The organism is Qipengyuania seohaensis (assembly GCF_002795865.1).
In the GTDB taxonomy this organism is placed as follows: Bacteria; Pseudomonadota; Alphaproteobacteria; order Sphingomonadales; family Sphingomonadaceae; genus Qipengyuania; species Qipengyuania seohaensis.
In genome coordinates this window covers 1,100,370-1,115,836 of the sequence record NZ_CP024920.1, presented here as the reverse complement: position 1 = coordinate 1,115,836, position 15,467 = coordinate 1,100,370, and the positions used below count along the sequence as shown (strand labels likewise).

Below are 15,467 nucleotides of genomic sequence, written 5' to 3'. Positions count from 1 at the left end.
CGCCAAGCATGCGAGACAAGGAAAAGGCCCTCCCGGCGCGAACCGGGAGGGCCTTTTCTTTGGCTACTACTACTGCAAGCCTCAGCGGCTGAGGCGGACCGCCACGTATTGGGCCGGACGACCGCGCCGCTGCACGCGCAGAAGCACAGCTTCGCGGTTCTCGGCCTGCGCGGCGCGAACCGCACCTTCCAGGTCCTCGACGTTAGCCACGGCGCGATAGTTTGCGCTCAGGATAATGTCGCCGCGCTGAAGGCCTTTGCGGGCTGCATCGGAGTTCTGGTTCACCGCGGCGATGACGAGACCGTCCGTGTCCGCGCTTGCTCCCAGCTGGCGAGCAATCTGCGGCGTGATCTCGAGCACCTGGAGACCAAGGCGATCTTCGATGATCTCACTGTCGGCAGGGCCCATGTCCTCTTCCGGCTCGGCGTCGGGATCGAACATCTGGCTCTGGCGGAGTTCCTCTTCGCTGGGACGCTTGCCGACCGTCACGTTGAGACGGCGTCGTTCGCCCTCGCGGAAGATTTCGAGCGGGATGGTCGTCCCCGGTGCGATATTCGCGACGAGATAGGAGAGCGTCTGGTCCGGCGTCACGGCACGGTTGTTGACCGACAGGACGATATCGCCTGGCTCAAGTCCGGCGTCCTCGGCAGGCTGGCCCGGCTGGACCGACTGCACGAATTCGCCGCGATTGCGCTCGAGGCCGAGCGATGCGGCCACGTCTTCGGTGACCGGCTGGATCTGGATGCCCAGGTAACCGCGCTCGATCTCCACGCCTTCGCGCAGCTTGGCGACGATGGGAGCTGCCGTCTCCGCCGGGATGGCAAAGCCGATCCCCACGCTGCCGCCGGAGGGCGAATAGATGGCGTTGTTGATGCCGATCACATTGCCCTGCATGTCGAACAGCGGACCGCCCGAGTTGCCGCGATTGATGGCGGCGTCGGTCTGGATATAGCGATCGTAAGCGCCCGCACCGGTGTTGCGCAGCACGCTGGAGACGATGCCGCTGGTCACGGTTCCGCCAAGGCCAAAGGGGTTGCCGATGGCGACCACCCAGTCACCCACACGGGCCTGGCTGGAATCGCCGAAGCGGACGAACGGGAAATCTTCTCGGCGGTTCACCTTCAGCACGGCAAGGTCCGACTGCGCATCGGTGCCCACCAGTTCGGCTTCGTACTCGCTGCCGTCGGGCAGGGTCACGGTGATCTCTTCCACGGTGCCGCGTCCCGAGGGGCTGACGACGTGATTGTTGGTGACGACATAACCGTCTGCCGAAATGAAGAAGCCCGAACCCAGCGACTGGCCTTCGCGGTACTGCGGTTCACGCTGCTGGCCACCGTTGCGGCGGTTGAACAGATCTTCGAACGGGGTGCCGGCGAAAGGATTGCCGTTGTTGGTCGGTACCTCGATCCGCTGACGGGTGGAGATGTTGACCACGGCCGGCTGCAATTGCTCGGTCAGGTCGGCAAAGCTGGCGGGCGCACCTGCGCGCGGCACCACATTGGCCATGTGCGTGTCGTCGTTCTGGGCGACCTGGGCACCTGCGGGATAGCCTGCGAGCGAAAGGGCTGCACCTCCGGCAAGCAGGGCGGCGGTTACGGAATAGGCATATCGCACTGGCTTCACGTCCTTCATTTCCTCTTCGATATTATCTGTGCGCGGAACGCACTTCTTCTATGCGGTCCCGCGCAAGCGGTTCCGGACGAAGAGAGTGCAAAGGGGCGCTGAATGCCCCTTGAACGCCCCGTGGGCGGTTCGACGAACGGTCAACGCCGTCCGCGGAACTGCCTCAGATACTCATTGTCCGGCGACAGGATGATGCTGCTTTCCGCATCGCCGTTCTCGGGTGCGAAGGTGGCATCATAGCTCTGCATGGCGCGATAGAAGTCGTAGAACTGCGCATCCTTGCCGAATGCCTCGGCGTAGATCCGCGCGCTTTCGGCGTCCGCTTCCGCGCGGATGATCCGCGCATCGCGGCCACCCTGTGCACGGATGGTGCGCGCTTCACGTTCACGATCCGACTCCATGCGCCGGAATGCCGATTGCAGCGGCGCGTCGGGCAGGTCGGTGCGGGTAATCTTCACGTCCACCACTTCGGCACCGTACTGGCGTGCCTGGCGGTCGAGATTAGCGGTCACATTCGCCAGCGCACTGCCGCGTTCGGCGGTCAGCATGGACTGGAAGGTCCGGCGGCCGAGTTCCTGGCGCAGCACCGAGTTGAGGATCGGTTCGAGCGCGTTTCGCACACCGTCGGTCGATCCTGCACGTTCCACCATCGTAACCGGGTCGATCACGCGGAAGCGTGCATAGGCGTTGACGAGCAGGCGCTGCTGGTCGTTCGAGAGCACTTCCTCGTCGCTCATTTCGAGGTCGAGCAGGCGCTTTTCGATCCGCACGACGCGGTCGATGAAAGGTAGGCGGAAATAAAGGCCTGCGTTCGTGCCACCGTTCGGCGTGTTGACCACGCCCACCGGTTCACCCGTCCTGACGATGACGACCTGTTCTTCCTCGGGCACGACGTAGGCGCTCATCATGAGGCCGACGAGAGCGATGCCGAGAACGACGAGAGTCGCCTTATGATCTTCCCAGATGCGTTGCATATTTACGGCCATGTTACTGGCCCTCCTGCGCGGTTACAGTGGCGGTCGGGTTTGCCTGCTGGGCACGACGCCTAAGCTCGGGCAGCGGCAGGTAGGTCTGTACCCCGCCGGTTTCGACCACGGTCTTGTCGGTCTTCGACAACACGCGCTCCATGGTTTCGTAGTAAAGGCGCTGCCGCGTCACTTCGGGGGCGAGGCGATACTGTTCGTAGACCTTGTCGAAGGCCTCCGCTTCACCTTCCGCCTGTGCCAGCACCTGCTGGGCATAACCGCGCGCCTGGTTGCGTGCGGCGTCGGCGTTCTGTTCGGCAACCTGCACGTCGCGGAAGGCGTCGACCACCTCTGCGGGCGGATCGGCCTTTTCGATTTCGACACCCAGGACGCGAACGCCTGCCTCATATCTGTCGAGTGTCCGCTGCATCCGCTCGCGCACATCGAGCTCAATGGCGGCACGGCCCTGACCGGAGAAAGTCTCGTCCAGTTCCTTTTCGGCGACGGCGGCACGCATCGCGGCTTCGGCCACTTCGTTCACCGTTTCAATCGGGTCGACCAGTTCGAACTTGTAGTCTTCCAGGTTCTTGATGTTCCAGCGCACGATGAAGCTGAGATCGACCAAATTCTGGTCGCCGGTGAGGATCAGCTTCACCTGCTGGCTGCCTTCGGGAATACGAACCACGCGCACGCCCTGCACATCTTCGACATCCACTGTTTCGATCGGGAACGGGGCGGAGAAATTGAGGCCCGGTTCCATCGACCGCGTGTAGTTGCCGAGCGTCTTGACAACGGCTTGCTGTTGCGGGCCGATCAGGTGGACGCTGGTCGCCAAGAGGCCGATGACGAGGATCGCCACCACGGCGACCGGGAACCAGCTCTTGCCGCCGGGGCGCTGGGGAATGCGGAAGTTCGGACCACCGGGGCCACCGGTGCGGCGCGGACCTTCGGGGCCGCGGCTCTTGAAGATGTCTTCTATATTGGGACCGCGCCGATCGCCGTCCCCACCGCCGCTACCTGGCGGAAGCCACGGGTTCTTCGGCCCGTTCGACTTGCCGCCCTTGGGCGCGTCGCCTTCACCGTCTCCGGAAGATCCGCCCTTGGATCCCCAGGGATTCTTGCCACCAGCCATTGCGAGGCCGATCCTTTTTCCAAACCCGTCCATAATTCTCATAAATGTCTTATAGGTAGCCTTTGCGGGAAAAACAGGGGTTGCGGCCTGTAATTCGATGCTACAGCAGCCCCCAGCATGGCGACGAGCGATTTAACCGACAATCTTCCCCCCGAATTTGCCGACCGCGTGAGCGGTGCGACACTGAAGGAAGGGCGCGCGACACTGGTGCTTGATGCCTCAGGGCTGGGCGAGGAAGAGCGCGCCGCGCTGGAGCGCGACATCACCCAGCGCCTGACCGAGCGTGAAGACGTGAACGAGGTGCGCGTCGTCATGACGGCACAGCGCAGCGGTCCGCTCTTGATCGCGGTTGGATCCGGCAAGGGCGGCGTCGGCAAGTCGACGCTGACGGCGAACCTCGCCATTGCGCTGGCCCGCCGCGGCAAGAAAGTCGGGCTGGTCGACGCCGACATCTACGGCCCTTCGCAGCAGGTAATCTTGGGGACCGCCGACGCGAAACCGGAAGCGCGCGACAACAAGCTGGTGCCGGTGGAAAGCCGGTTCGAAATCCCGATGCTTTCCATGGGGCATCTCGTGCAGCCGGGACGAGCAATCGCATGGCGCGGGCCGATGGTCGGCAATGCGCTGTCGCAGATGATCGACGCGCATTGGGGCGACCGTGAAGTCATCCTGATCGACCTGCCGCCTGGCACGGGTGACGTCCAGCTGACCATGCTCCAGAAATACAAGCCTGCAGGCGCTGTGCTGATCTCCACCCCGCAGGATCTCGCCCTGATCGATGCCGCGCGCGCAGGTCAGCTGTTCGAGGCGGCTGGCGTGCCGGTGATCGGGCTGGTGGAAAACATGGCTGGATATGCCTGCCCCCACTGCGGCGAGGTATCCGATCCGTTCGGCGCAGGCGGCGTGGAAGCTGCTGCCGAGCGACTTGAGCTACCGTTCCTCGGGCGCATCCCACTCGACCTTGCGATCAGGCAGGGGAGCGACGCCGGTGACCCTCCTGCAGCCGGCGACACGGAAATGGCAGCGCCCTTCAATGCAATCGCTGACAGGTTGGCCGAATGGATTTCCGCGAGAAGCTGACCCTGGCCACGGACCGGGTGAAATTACCCGATGTCTCTCGCCGCCAGCTGCTGGTCGGAGGCGCGGCGGCGGGCGGCCTGTTGCTTGCCTGGACGCTGTGGCCGCGCGATTATGCGACGACGCTGGTTCCGGGCCCGAATGAGGCCGACTTCGGCGGCTGGCTGACCATCGGGCGCGACGGCGTGGTGACGGTCGCGATCCCGCAGCTGGAAATGGGCCAGGGCATCACGACGCTTCTGGCGCAGGTTGCAGCAGTAGAACTGGGCGCGGACTGGCGTCAGGTCGGAGCGGAGCCGGTCATGCCTTCGGGCCTCTTCCCGAACCTTCCGCTGGCAGCGGACTGGGCACCTTTTTGGGCGAATTTCCCGTCACTGGCCGATAGCCCCGAAGATTGGCTGGTCGATCGCTTCGCTACCGCACAAGCATTCAATGCAACGGTCGCGGGCACCAGCCTCGCCGCATATGAAATGCCGCTGCGGGTCGCTGCCGCCAGCGCGCGGGATATGCTGGTGCGCGCAGCTGCCGAGCGATGGGACGTCGTACCCGAAGAATGCGAGGTCGCGGACGGCTTCGTGCGTCATCCCACCGGGGGCGAGCTACGCTTCGGCGACCTGGTCGACGAGGCGCGCGAACTCGATCCGCCCGATCCTGCGCCGCTGCGCCCGCAAGCAGCGTTCGAGCTGCCGGTGTTCGGGGAAGCGGATGCGCAGACCAGCTTCCCGCGCATCGACCTGCCTTCCAAGGTCGACGGCAGCCATCTTTTTGCAGGAGATATCCGCCTGCCCGGCATGGTCTTCGCCTCCATACGGCACGGTCCGGTCGGCCTGCCCGAGCTCTACCGTTTCGACGCCGATGCGGTTGCCGGGATGCGCGGGCTAGTCGGGGTCGTCAAATCGAAGCGCTGGCTGGCTGCCGTGGCGGAGAGTTGGTGGATCGCGGACCAGGCACTTTCGCGTATGCGCGCGCATTTCACCGGTCCCGGCGCGCTCGAACAGGCGGTGCTCGACACCGACCTCGAACGCGCTTCGGAGCAGCGCGAGGAACTGGCGGAGCGGATCATGGAAGTCGGCGATCCCGACGCGATGCTCGAAAATGCGCCCCTCGTGCGGCGATACGAGATCGCCCCCGCAGTCCATGCCCCGCTCGAAACGGCGAGTGCGACTGCACGCTTTGTCGACGGGCGGCTCGAATTGTGGATGGCATCGCAGGTTCCCTCACTGGCCCGCGAGGCCGCGGCGAAGGCAATCGGGATATCTCCGGAGGATGTCGTGCTGTACCCGGTTGCTGCAGGGGGCAGTTTCGACGCGCGGCTGGAAAAACAGCACGCTATCGAAATCGCCCAGATCGCGGCGGAGATCGGGAGGCCCGTCCAGCTGACTTGGTCGAGGGTGCAAGACTTGCAGGCCGTGCCCCCGCGTGCTCCCGCGACGGCAGACATGGCCGCTATTACCGGCGCCGACGGCCAGCCGCTGGCTTGGCGCGCAAGGATCACGACGCCGCCCTTCATGCGCGAGATGGGGCACCGGCTGTTCGACAACCTCGTGCCCGAGGCGGCTCGTGCGGAAAGTCGGGGTAAGGCGGACGCGCTTGCCGTCGCAGGTGCAATGCCGCCCTACGGCATTTCGGACGTGGCGGTCGACCACGTCCCGGCCAGCATTCGCCTTCCCGTCACGCGTATGCGCGGCGGGGCGGAGGCTATGACGGCGTTCTTCACCGAGTGCTTTATCGACGAACTGGCCGCAGAAGCGGGACGCGATCCCTTCCTGTATCGCATGGCGCTCCTCGGCGGCGCACCGCGCATGGCGGAATGCCTGCGCCGGGCGACGAGGCTGGGCGAATGGGACGGCGCGCGCTCGGGCAGCGGACAGGGTGTTGCGATGGTGCGCATGGGCAACGATCCGCAGACGGCAGGCCATATCGCCTGCGTGGCACAGGCGGGCATGGGGGCCGGCGGTGCGCGGGTGACAAGGCTGTCGGCCACGGTCGACATCGGCAGGATCGTCAATCTCGACATCGCCCGCCAGCAGATCGAGGGCGGGCTGGTGTTCGGTCTGTCACTGGCGCTCGGTTCTTCGGTCAGGTTCGAAAACGGCCACCCGGTGCCGCGCAACATGGGTGCGCTCGGCCTGCCGCGTCTCGCCGACTGCCCGGACATCGTGGTCGATTTCATTTCGAGCGATGCGGAACCCTTCGACCCCGGAGAGCTTGGTGTAGCCGTGGCCGCGCCCGCTATCGCCAACGCACTCTTCGCGGCGACGGGCCTGAGGATGCGGCGCCTACCGCTGTTGTCAGAAGGTTTATGAGAGGTTCGTTTTGACCTGGCAGGATCAGAAACTCCCCAGTGACCATCCACCCGTGAAATCGGGCAAGGTTGGCGTGCTGGTGGTCAATCTCGGCACTCCCGATGCGCCTGAAAAGGGAGCGGTGAAGCGGTATCTCGGCGAATTCCTGTCGGACCGACGGGTGGTGGAAATCCCGGCGATCGCCTGGCAGCCGATCCTGCGCGGTATCATCCTCAACACCCGGCCTAAGAAAAGCGCACACGCCTATTCGCAGGTCTGGACCGAGGAAGGGTCCCCGCTTGCGGTAATCACCCGCAAGCAGGCCGAAGCAATGCAGGTGCGGCTGGGCGAGGGGGTCATCGTCGACTGGGCCATGCGCTACGGCACCCCGTCGATCCCCGAGCGGATGCAGGGGCTGATGGACCAGGGGTGCGAACGCATCCTGCTGGCTCCGCTCTATCCGCAATACAGCGGGGCAACGACCGCGACGGTTGTGGACAAAGCTGCGGACAAGCTGCGGGAAATGCGTTGGCAGGCGAGTCTGCGGACCCTCCCGCCCTATCACGACGACCCGGCCTATATCGATGCGCTCGCAGTGGATCTGACCCGCCAGCTGGACGCGCTCGATTTCGAACCCGAGGTCCTTTTGCTCAGCTTTCACGGCATGCCGCAGCGCACGCTGGAGCAGGGCGATCCCTATCACTGCCATTGCCACAAGACCTCGCGGCTGCTGCAGGAAAAGCTCGCCGGGACGGGCCTACGTTTCCGCACGACCTTCCAGTCGCGATTCGGTCCGGCCAAGTGGCTCGAGCCCGCCACCGACAAGGTTCTGGAAGAAGAAGCAAAGGCCGGGACCAAGCGGCTTGCCATTGCGGCACCCGGATTTTCGGCCGATTGCCTCGAGACGCTGGAAGAGCTTGCGATCCAGGGCAAGGAGCAGTTCACCGAGGCGGGTGGGGAGCAGTTTGCCGCCCTTTCCTGCCTCAATGCGTCGGACGCCGGGCTCGATATGCTCGAACATATATTGCGCAGGGAATTGTCGGGCTGGATTTAGGCTGCGCGATTACTTACAAGGAGGTAAGTAGTCAGGAGCAACCTAATTATGGCCACCCTCGCACCGCACCAACCGGCTGAAATCGCACCCACTCACTGGACCGAAGGCAATCCTTCGCCCGACGAGCTGGCGCATATTCCGGGGGAGGGCGGCTGGCCGGTCGTCGGCAACACTTTCAAGATGCTGGCCGATCCGCACGGCTTCACGCGCCGCGCGGTCGAGAAGTACGGCCGGGTCTACAAGAACAAGGCGTTTGGCGGCTGGAACATCGCCCTGATCGGTGCTGACGCGAACGAACTCGTGCTGTTCGACCGGCAGAAATTGTTCAGCAGCGAACAGGGCTGGGGGCCGATCCTCGACCAGCTCTTCCCGCGCGGGCTCATGCTGATGGATTTCGACCATCACCGCGTCGATCGCCGTGCGCTTTCCATCGCGTTCAAACCCGGACCGATGCGGCATTATTCCGGAAGCCTCAATCGCGGCATCGCTAAGCGCATGGACGAGTGGGGTGCGGGAGATCTGCAGTTCTATCCCGCGATCAAGGAACTGACCCTCGACCTCGCCGCAGACAGCTTCATCGGCATCCCCTGGGGCCCGGAAGCGGACCGCATCAACGAAGCCTTCGTCTACATGGTCCAGGCCAGCGTCGCGCCGGTACGCAAACCGCTACCGTTCACGCTGATGCGCAAGGGCGTGAAGGGCCGGGAATTCCTCGTCGATTACTTTACGAAGGAGACCCATCGCCGCCGCGCAGAGGGCGGGGGGCAGGACATGTTCAGCCAGTTCGCCACGGCGGAATATGAAGACGGCTCGCTCATGCCGGTCGACGAGGTTGTCGATCACATGAATTTCCTGATGATGGCGGCGCACGACACGATCACCTCAAGCGCAACCTCGCTCGTCTGGTTGCTGGCGAAGAACCCCGAATGGCAGGAAAAGCTGCGGCAGGAGATCGAAAGCGTGACCGGCGGGCTGGACGCCTCCGGAAAGGCGCGCGACCTTGCATACGAGGATCTCGGCAAGCTCGAACTGACCGAGATGGCGTTCAAGGAGGCGCTGCGCATGGTTCCGCCTGTGCCCTCTACCCCGCGCCGCGCCCTGCGTTCGTTCGAGTACGGCGGATATCGCATCCCGGCGGGCGCGCATGTCGGGATCAATGCCCATTTCGTCCACCACGAGGAAGAGCATTGGGAAACGCCGCACGAATTCAATCCCATGCACTTCACCCCCGAGGCGGTAAAGGCGCGCCACAAATATGCCTGGGTTCCCTTCGGCGGCGGTGCGCACATGTGTCTGGGCCTGCACTTTGCCTATATGCAGGTGAAGGTGCTGATGGCGCAGATGCTGCCGCTTTATCGGATCGAGCTGGCAGGGGGCGATCCCGATTGGCAGGCCTGGCCCATTCCCAAGCCCAAGGACGGGCTGAAAGTGGTCTTGAAGAAAATTTCATGAAGAAGGCGCAAGTTGCATCCGGGCCGGTCGAGGCCCGGCAAGGGCGACTGCGCGCCCGCAGCGGGCGCAGCTTGCTGCGCGTCTAGCGAGGACGCACCTGCGGAGGCAGGTGCGCAAAAATCAGAAATCTATCGCGATGCCGTCCTTGACCCAGTCGCCATAGCGCGTCGGGCTGAGGTCTTCTTCGACCTCACCTTTCTGGGGCTTGGGCGGCGGTTCGCTGCTCCAGTGTTCGGGCTTCTCGAATTTCTCGGGCCGCTTGGTCGCGCGTTTGGTCATGCATTTGAAATGCGCAGACTGGCGCATGGTTTCAAGAGCGAGTAGGCGCATCGCCAATGGCACAGCCCCCCGGAATTCATGCGCGCAAGGCCGCGCTTCGCCTGCTCGATGCAATCATGCGCCGCGGCGAGACGCTCGACACCGCCTTCGGCGCGGCCACCAAGGAGGTGCGCAAGTTCGAGGACAAGGCGCTTGCCCGCGCCATCGCCAGCGAGGTGCTGCGCTGGATGGTCGATCTCGACGCCGCGATCGACAGCGCGACCAAGACCAATCTGCCGAACGATGCAAAGGCACGCATGGTGCTGCGCATGATGCTGGCCCAGTGGCTGCGACTGGACACGCCGCCGCATGCAGTTCTGGCGACGGGACTGCCGCTGCTCGCAGGCGGTCCGCGCCGGCTTGCTCACGGTGTATTCTCGACGCTGAGCAAACAGGAACTCGCACTGCCCGAAGCGCCGACGCTGCCTGCCGATGTGGCGGAGCGTTGGGGGGAGAGGGCAGGCTCGATCGCCAGCGGTCTGGCCAATCCCCCGCCGCTCGACCTGGCGCTGAAGGATGCAGGCGAGACCGAGGTGTTCAAGGCGAAGCTTGCCGCCGACAGCCTGATGCCGGGCCATTTGCGCCTGCCGCGCGGCGAGAATGTCGAAAAGCTGGCGGGCTTCGGCACGAAAGACGGCGGCGGCGCATGGTGGGTGCAGGACCTTGCCGCCTCCTTGCCTGCGCGCCTGCTGGGTGAGGGCGAGGGCCGCCACGTCCTCGATTTGTGCGCTGCGCCCGGCGGCAAGACCCTGCAACTTGCCGCGCAAGGGTGGAAGGTCACCGCGCTCGATATCTCCAAGCGCCGCCTCGACCTCTTGAAACAGAACCTGAAGCGCACCGAATTGAAGGCCGGAACCGTGCGCGCCGACGCGCTGGCGTGGGAGCCGAAGCACCAGTTCGATGCGATCCTGCTCGACGCGCCCTGCACGGCGACCGGCACCTGCCGCCGCCACCCCGACGTGCTCCACCGCATCGGCCAACGCCAGATCGCGGAGATGGCCGAGCTCCAGTCCGCACTATTGGAGCGCGCCCAAGGCTGGCTGAAGCCCGGCGGCACGCTGATCTACGCCGTCTGCTCGCTGGAGGGTGAGGAGGGCGAAGCGCAGGCCGAACGCGTGAGGCTGCAGCCGCACCCGATAACGCAGGACGAACTGCCCGAGGGCCTGTCACCCACTTCCGAAGGCTGGCTGCGTACCGATCCCGGAATGCTGCCCGACCATGGCGGCCTCGACGGCTTTTTCGTCGCGCGTTGGCAGGCGGAGTAGCTGTGATTGCTGGTCTTCGAGACGGTTGGTCCGGAGGCTGCGAAATCAGGTCCGATTGTCGATGCGAGGCATCATCCTGCGGTTGCTTGGCGGGCCAAGAAACGTCTGCGCTTAGCGACACCATCGAGTAGAGTACCAAGGTAATCCTTCCCCTCGGGAGTCAGGCTAAATTTTGTAAGATCCAATTCCGCTTCGCTCATCTGCGTATACGGCAAATGGGCTGCGAGCCCTAAGCGCTTCATATGTATGCCGACTTTATGTACAGGGCTGCCGAGTGATGTGACGAACACAAATTCATCCTCGTCATGAGTCAATTGCTGTTGTGCGGTAATAAAAACCGAAAGGTCAGCTAAAGACAGAAGAGCCATGGAATCCACTAATTTCTGCAGAGCCCTTATCTCTGGCGTCAATTCTTTGCTTACCCGTGCTTCCTCGCTGCGAAGGAGGAAATAGGCTCGAACGGCGAAGACGCCTGTAACAATCGTGGATATTATGACTATAAATTTCCAGTTCGGCGCACGGCTATGGAAGGACGCGAATCCGACCCCCAGAAACACACAGACCCCGAACACCCCGGCACTGAGTTTTGCCAATAAATGCCACATATACTGCGCTTCGCTTCAAAAGCTTAAGATTTCTAGAACTTCAGATTGCGAAGAAATCTCTCACTGCCTGCCAGCAAAGGTGATCTTGACGACTTCTTCATTGCGCGCTGATGGGTGGGTTGGAAAAAGCGTAAAATAATGGATGCAGACGGGCGGGTAACGTACTTTAACGCTTTGAAGATGATAAGCCTTCAAATGGTCGATGTGACTGTAGTTAGAGTGAGCCCCTTTCATGACGATCAGTGACGTTTTCGAAGGCCGTTGGAAGGGCTTTATAGAGATTTGCACTGCTGAAAACATCGAGCATTTCCTAGCTGAGAATCGCGAGCCTTCGTGGCTTGGTCATTTGAATTGGTTTAACCTTGACGCAGAGCTTGAGTTCATTGAGCGCAACGACCTGAATTCGATGCTTTTGGCAGCGGATTTTGCGTATCCTCTTTGGGCATTGGAATCCTCTGAGCAGCTTGGGCTCATACCGCTGGTAGAGGGGTACAAGGCGCTGTTCGATGACTTTAGCGACCGTCATTTTACTTATGAGGTGCCCGAGAAGCTGGTCCATCTCATGTCGCGTCAAGCTGTCAGAAAGAGGCTAGGCTTGCCTCTGCTAACGCGTGAACAGATCGATGCTTTTTACGCTCAACCGCGACTTTCCTATCTCAATAAAACTCTGTCCCCCTACCCTCGCTCACAAGCAACGAGTTGCGTCACTGATAAGGAGTTGCTGCGAATTTCTGAGTTTCTGAGAACAAATTACCCGGATGTGGTCGCCTACTGGACAACGCTGCTGACGAAAGCGGAAGGCCAAGGGTATGAAGAGAACGGTCTGAGATCCCTTGGCGCGCACTCTACGCCCCTGCGCATCATTGATTCAACGATAGCCTATTTTCATCCTGAGGACTGGACCACAAACTTGGACCTGCGCGCAGCAGTCTTGGACATGCTGACAGACGGTCGCATCAAGAAGTCCGGTTGGCTGAGAAAGTATTAGGCCTTATATATGTGGCGAGGGTGCCACCAGAAGACCGCAAATCAGGCCCCGATCGCTGACAGTGGTCTATTTCCTACATTCCAGCGATCGTGCCAACATCCTAGGCGTGAAAAAGCCGAGCGCCCCTGCAAGAAAACGCGGCAGCCTCGATTGGCACTCCGGGCTTGCGCGCTGCCGACGATTTCTCCCCCAGGACCGTGTTCCACCCGTTCCATTCTGTAGGGCAGGCAGGGGGCAGTCCTACCTGCGTCCTACAGGGGGTGCGAGGTGTTCAGGCCTCGGGCTTGAGGTACTTCTGGAAGCTCTTCCTAAGCTTCATCAGCTTGGGCGGGATGACCGCGAGGCAATAGGGATTGCGCTGGCCTTCGCCGTCCCAGTACTCCTGGTGGTAGTCCTCTGCCGGGTACCAATCGCCCGTCTCGATCGTGGTCACCGCGCTCTGTCCGGCGTGGTCCTTGTTCCAGCGCTGGATGGCGGCTTCGGCCTCGGCGCGCTGGTCGTCGCCCAAGGGGAAGATGGCGCTGCGGTACTGGGTGCCGATGTCGCCGCCCTGGCGGTTGAGCTGGGTCGGGTCGTGCGTGCCGAGGAAGACGTCGTAGAGATCGCCCAGCGCAAGCTGTTCATCGTCAAAGGTGACGCGCACGCCTTCGGCATGGCCGGTCGTGCCGGTGCAGACCTCCTTGTAGGTAGGGTTCGGCTTGTCGCCGCCGATATATCCGCTCTCGACGTCGCTTACGCCGATCACGTCCTTCATCACCGCTTCGGTGCACCAGAAGCATCCGCCTGCGACAATCGCCTGTTGCTGCGCCATGTAGCCATTCTCCTTGTTGGACTGGGAGATAGGAAGCCTCTCCCCGCTTGTCATCCAGTGCGTGTGCAGGCAGGACGCGCGGAACAAGTTCAAGGAGAGACATGATGCGTATACTGCTTGCCGCCGCTGCCGCCGCGACCACTCTGGCGATCGCAGCGCCCGCCATTGCCCATAACCACGGCAAGGCAGGGCACGAAGGCCATCACGGCCAGCACGACATGGCCGAGCATGTGAAGGACACCGCGACCTTCATGAAGCATCATGGAGAGGCATTGTCGGGTGCCATCCAGCACCCCACCCGCGCCGAGGACAGCCAGCGCGACGTATTCCGCCACCCGGCCGAAACGCTCGCCTTCTTCCACGTCGGTCCGCATATGAAGGTGGGCGAATACGCCCCCGGCGGCGGCTGGTATTCGCGCCTGCTCGGCCACTATCTCGGCGGCGAGGGCGAACTGGTCGGCCTCTATGCCAACCCGCTCAACGCCACCAGCGACGCGGAGCGGCAGGACCGCATCCGTGCGGCAGCTGCCGGCTTCGGCGAGGAAGTGGCGGGCTATACCGGGCTCGCCGCAGACAACTTCTCGGGTATGACGCTGGAAACTATCCCTGATGATCAGAAGGGAACTTTCGACCGTATTCTCGTCATTCGCAGCCTGCACGGCATCACCCGCGCCGGCATTGCCGATACCGAGATCCGCGCCATGCGCGAACTGCTCAAGGACGACGGCTATCTCGGCGTGGTCCAGCACCGCGCGAAAGCCGATGCGCCGTGGTCCTATGCCAATGGCACCAAGGGGTACCTCCGCCAGCAGGACGTCGTCGATTTCATGCGCCTCAACGGCTTCGATCTCGTGGCTTCGAGCGAAATCAACGCCAACCCCAACGATACCGCCGACCATGATGGCGGCGTGTGGGAAATGCCCCCGGTCCAGAGCACCAAGCGCGCCGATCTCGCCGACAAGGGCGAGAGCGATCGCATGACGCTCCTGTTCAAGAAGCGTCCCTGAGGCCCGCCATGCGACAGCTGACCGTCGCCGTCATCCAGCTTGCCCTCGCCCGCAAGGCCGAGAGGGAGAACGTGGCCGCCGTGGCCGCGCTCGTGGAGGAGGCGGCAAGCAAGGGCGCGCAGGTGATCCTGCCGCCCGAGCTGTTTGCCGGCGAGTACTTCTGCCGTGAAGAGGACGAAGCGCTGTTCGCCCGCGCGCGCCCGACGGCGGAGCATGCCTCCGTCCTTGCTATGCAGGAGCTGGCGGCGAAGCTGAAGGTGGCGATCCCGACCAGCTATTTCGAGCGTGACGGGCATCACTACTACAACACGCTGGCGATGATCGGGCCCGATGGCGGTATCATGGGGACCTATCGCAAGAGCCATATCCCCGATGGCCCGGGCTATGAGGAAAAGTACTATTTCCGGCCCGGGAACGACGGGTTCAAGGTCTGGGACGTGCCTTGCACTGGCGGCACTGCCCGGATCGGCGTCGGCATTTGCTGGGACCAATGGTACCCGGAATGCGCCCGCGTCATGGCGCTGAAGGGGGCCGAAGTCCTGCTCTATCCCACGGCAATCGGGTCCGAGCCATACGATGCCGATCTCGACACCAGCCGGATGTGGCGGCGGGCGATGATCGGTCATGCGGTCTCGAATTGCATGCCGGTCGCGGCAGCCAATCGGATCGGCCACGAAGGGCCCGACAATCGCCGGCAAAGCTTCTACGGCCACAGCTTCATCAGCGACGAGTGGGGCGACCTCCTCGAGCAGTACGGCCGCGACGAGGACGGGGTACTGGTCGCGACGCTCGATCTCGATCAGGCGGCAACGCACCGCGCCGGAATGGGCTTCTTCCGGGATCGCAGGCCGCAACTCTATTCCCGGATTTGCGAGGACATCTGAC

14 protein-coding genes are annotated in these 15,467 nt (G+C 63.0%); 8 read left to right on the top strand and 6 right to left on the bottom strand.

The window, feature by feature from the left end; genetic code table 11:
• Positions 1-81 precede the first annotated feature (81 nt).
• The 3 genes from CVE41_RS05410 to hflK form a co-directional block, all read right to left on the bottom strand.
• Complete coding sequence (locus CVE41_RS05410; protein ID WP_100259737.1) at positions 82-1,632, bottom strand: Do family serine endopeptidase; 1,551 nt, start codon at positions 1,630-1,632, stop codon at positions 82-84.
• Positions 1,633-1,763: 131 nt separating this feature from the next.
• The gene (gene hflC, locus CVE41_RS05405) at positions 1,764-2,597 is read right to left on the bottom strand and encodes a protease modulator HflC (RefSeq protein ID WP_100261380.1); all 834 of its coding nucleotides are present in this window, start codon (positions 2,595-2,597) and stop codon (positions 1,764-1,766) included.
• Positions 2,598-2,610: 13 nt separating this feature from the next.
• Positions 2,611-3,720: a protease modulator HflK gene (gene hflK, locus CVE41_RS05400; RefSeq protein WP_232725800.1), complete on the bottom strand. Its 1,110-nt coding sequence runs from the start codon at positions 3,718-3,720 to the stop codon at positions 2,611-2,613.
• A 117-nt stretch (positions 3,721-3,837) separates the two neighbouring features.
• On the opposite strand from hflK, the gene CVE41_RS05395 reads away from it, so the two are divergent.
• From CVE41_RS05395 to CVE41_RS05380, 4 genes are read left to right on the top strand one after another with little or no spacing between them, the layout of a single operon-like run.
• Positions 3,838-4,800: an Mrp/NBP35 family ATP-binding protein gene (locus CVE41_RS05395; protein ID WP_100259735.1), complete on the top strand. Its 963-nt coding sequence runs from the start codon at positions 3,838-3,840 to the stop codon at positions 4,798-4,800.
• Positions 4,779-7,103 (top strand): xanthine dehydrogenase family protein molybdopterin-binding subunit, encoded by a 2,325-nt coding sequence (locus tag CVE41_RS05390; protein WP_100259734.1) that lies wholly within the window; start codon positions 4,779-4,781, stop codon positions 7,101-7,103. Before CVE41_RS05395 ends, CVE41_RS05390 begins: the two co-directional genes overlap by 22 nt.
• Positions 7,104-7,113: 10 nt before the next feature.
• Complete coding sequence (gene hemH, locus CVE41_RS05385; protein WP_100259733.1) at positions 7,114-8,136, top strand: ferrochelatase; 1,023 nt, start codon at positions 7,114-7,116, stop codon at positions 8,134-8,136.
• A 48-nt stretch (positions 8,137-8,184) separates the two neighbouring features.
• Complete coding sequence (locus tag CVE41_RS05380) at positions 8,185-9,588, top strand: cytochrome P450 (RefSeq protein WP_100259732.1); 1,404 nt, start codon at positions 8,185-8,187, stop codon at positions 9,586-9,588.
• A 120-nt stretch (positions 9,589-9,708) separates the two neighbouring features.
• Here CVE41_RS05380 and CVE41_RS05375 read toward each other — a convergent pair whose 3' ends face one another.
• The gene (locus CVE41_RS05375) at positions 9,709-9,867 is read right to left on the bottom strand and encodes a DUF1674 domain-containing protein (RefSeq protein ID WP_198507729.1); all 159 of its coding nucleotides are present in this window, start codon (positions 9,865-9,867) and stop codon (positions 9,709-9,711) included.
• A gap of 56 nt (positions 9,868-9,923) precedes the next feature.
• On the opposite strand from CVE41_RS05375, the gene CVE41_RS05370 reads away from it, so the two are divergent.
• Positions 9,924-11,171 carry an RsmB/NOP family class I SAM-dependent RNA methyltransferase gene (locus tag CVE41_RS05370; RefSeq protein WP_100259730.1) on the top strand — a complete coding sequence of 416 codons (1,248 nt, stop codon included), beginning with the start codon at positions 9,924-9,926 and terminating at the stop codon, positions 11,169-11,171.
• 71 nt (positions 11,172-11,242) lie between these two features.
• On the opposite strand, the gene CVE41_RS05365 is transcribed toward CVE41_RS05370, so the two are convergent.
• Complete coding sequence (locus CVE41_RS05365; RefSeq protein WP_157799416.1) at positions 11,243-11,764, bottom strand: hypothetical protein; 522 nt, start codon at positions 11,762-11,764, stop codon at positions 11,243-11,245.
• Positions 11,765-12,008: 244 nt separating this feature from the next.
• Between CVE41_RS05365 and CVE41_RS05360 the strand changes: the two genes are divergently transcribed.
• Entirely contained in the window at positions 12,009-12,764 is a 756-nt protein-coding gene (locus CVE41_RS05360) for a hypothetical protein (RefSeq protein ID WP_100259728.1), read from the top strand.
• Between the two features lie 271 nt (positions 12,765-13,035).
• Here the strand turns inward: CVE41_RS05360 and msrA are convergent, their stop codons facing one another.
• Complete coding sequence (gene msrA, locus CVE41_RS05355; protein ID WP_100259727.1) at positions 13,036-13,575, bottom strand: peptide-methionine (S)-S-oxide reductase MsrA; 540 nt, start codon at positions 13,573-13,575, stop codon at positions 13,036-13,038.
• Between the two features lie 101 nt (positions 13,576-13,676).
• On the opposite strand from msrA, the gene CVE41_RS05350 reads away from it, so the two are divergent.
• Both CVE41_RS05350 and aguB read left to right on the top strand, forming a co-directional pair.
• Complete coding sequence (locus CVE41_RS05350; RefSeq protein WP_232725799.1) at positions 13,677-14,582, top strand: class I SAM-dependent methyltransferase; 906 nt, start codon at positions 13,677-13,679, stop codon at positions 14,580-14,582.
• A gap of 8 nt (positions 14,583-14,590) precedes the next feature.
• The gene (gene aguB, locus CVE41_RS05345; protein ID WP_100259725.1) at positions 14,591-15,466 is read left to right on the top strand and encodes an N-carbamoylputrescine amidase; all 876 of its coding nucleotides are present in this window, start codon (positions 14,591-14,593) and stop codon (positions 15,464-15,466) included.
• Position 15,467 lies beyond the last annotated feature (1 nt).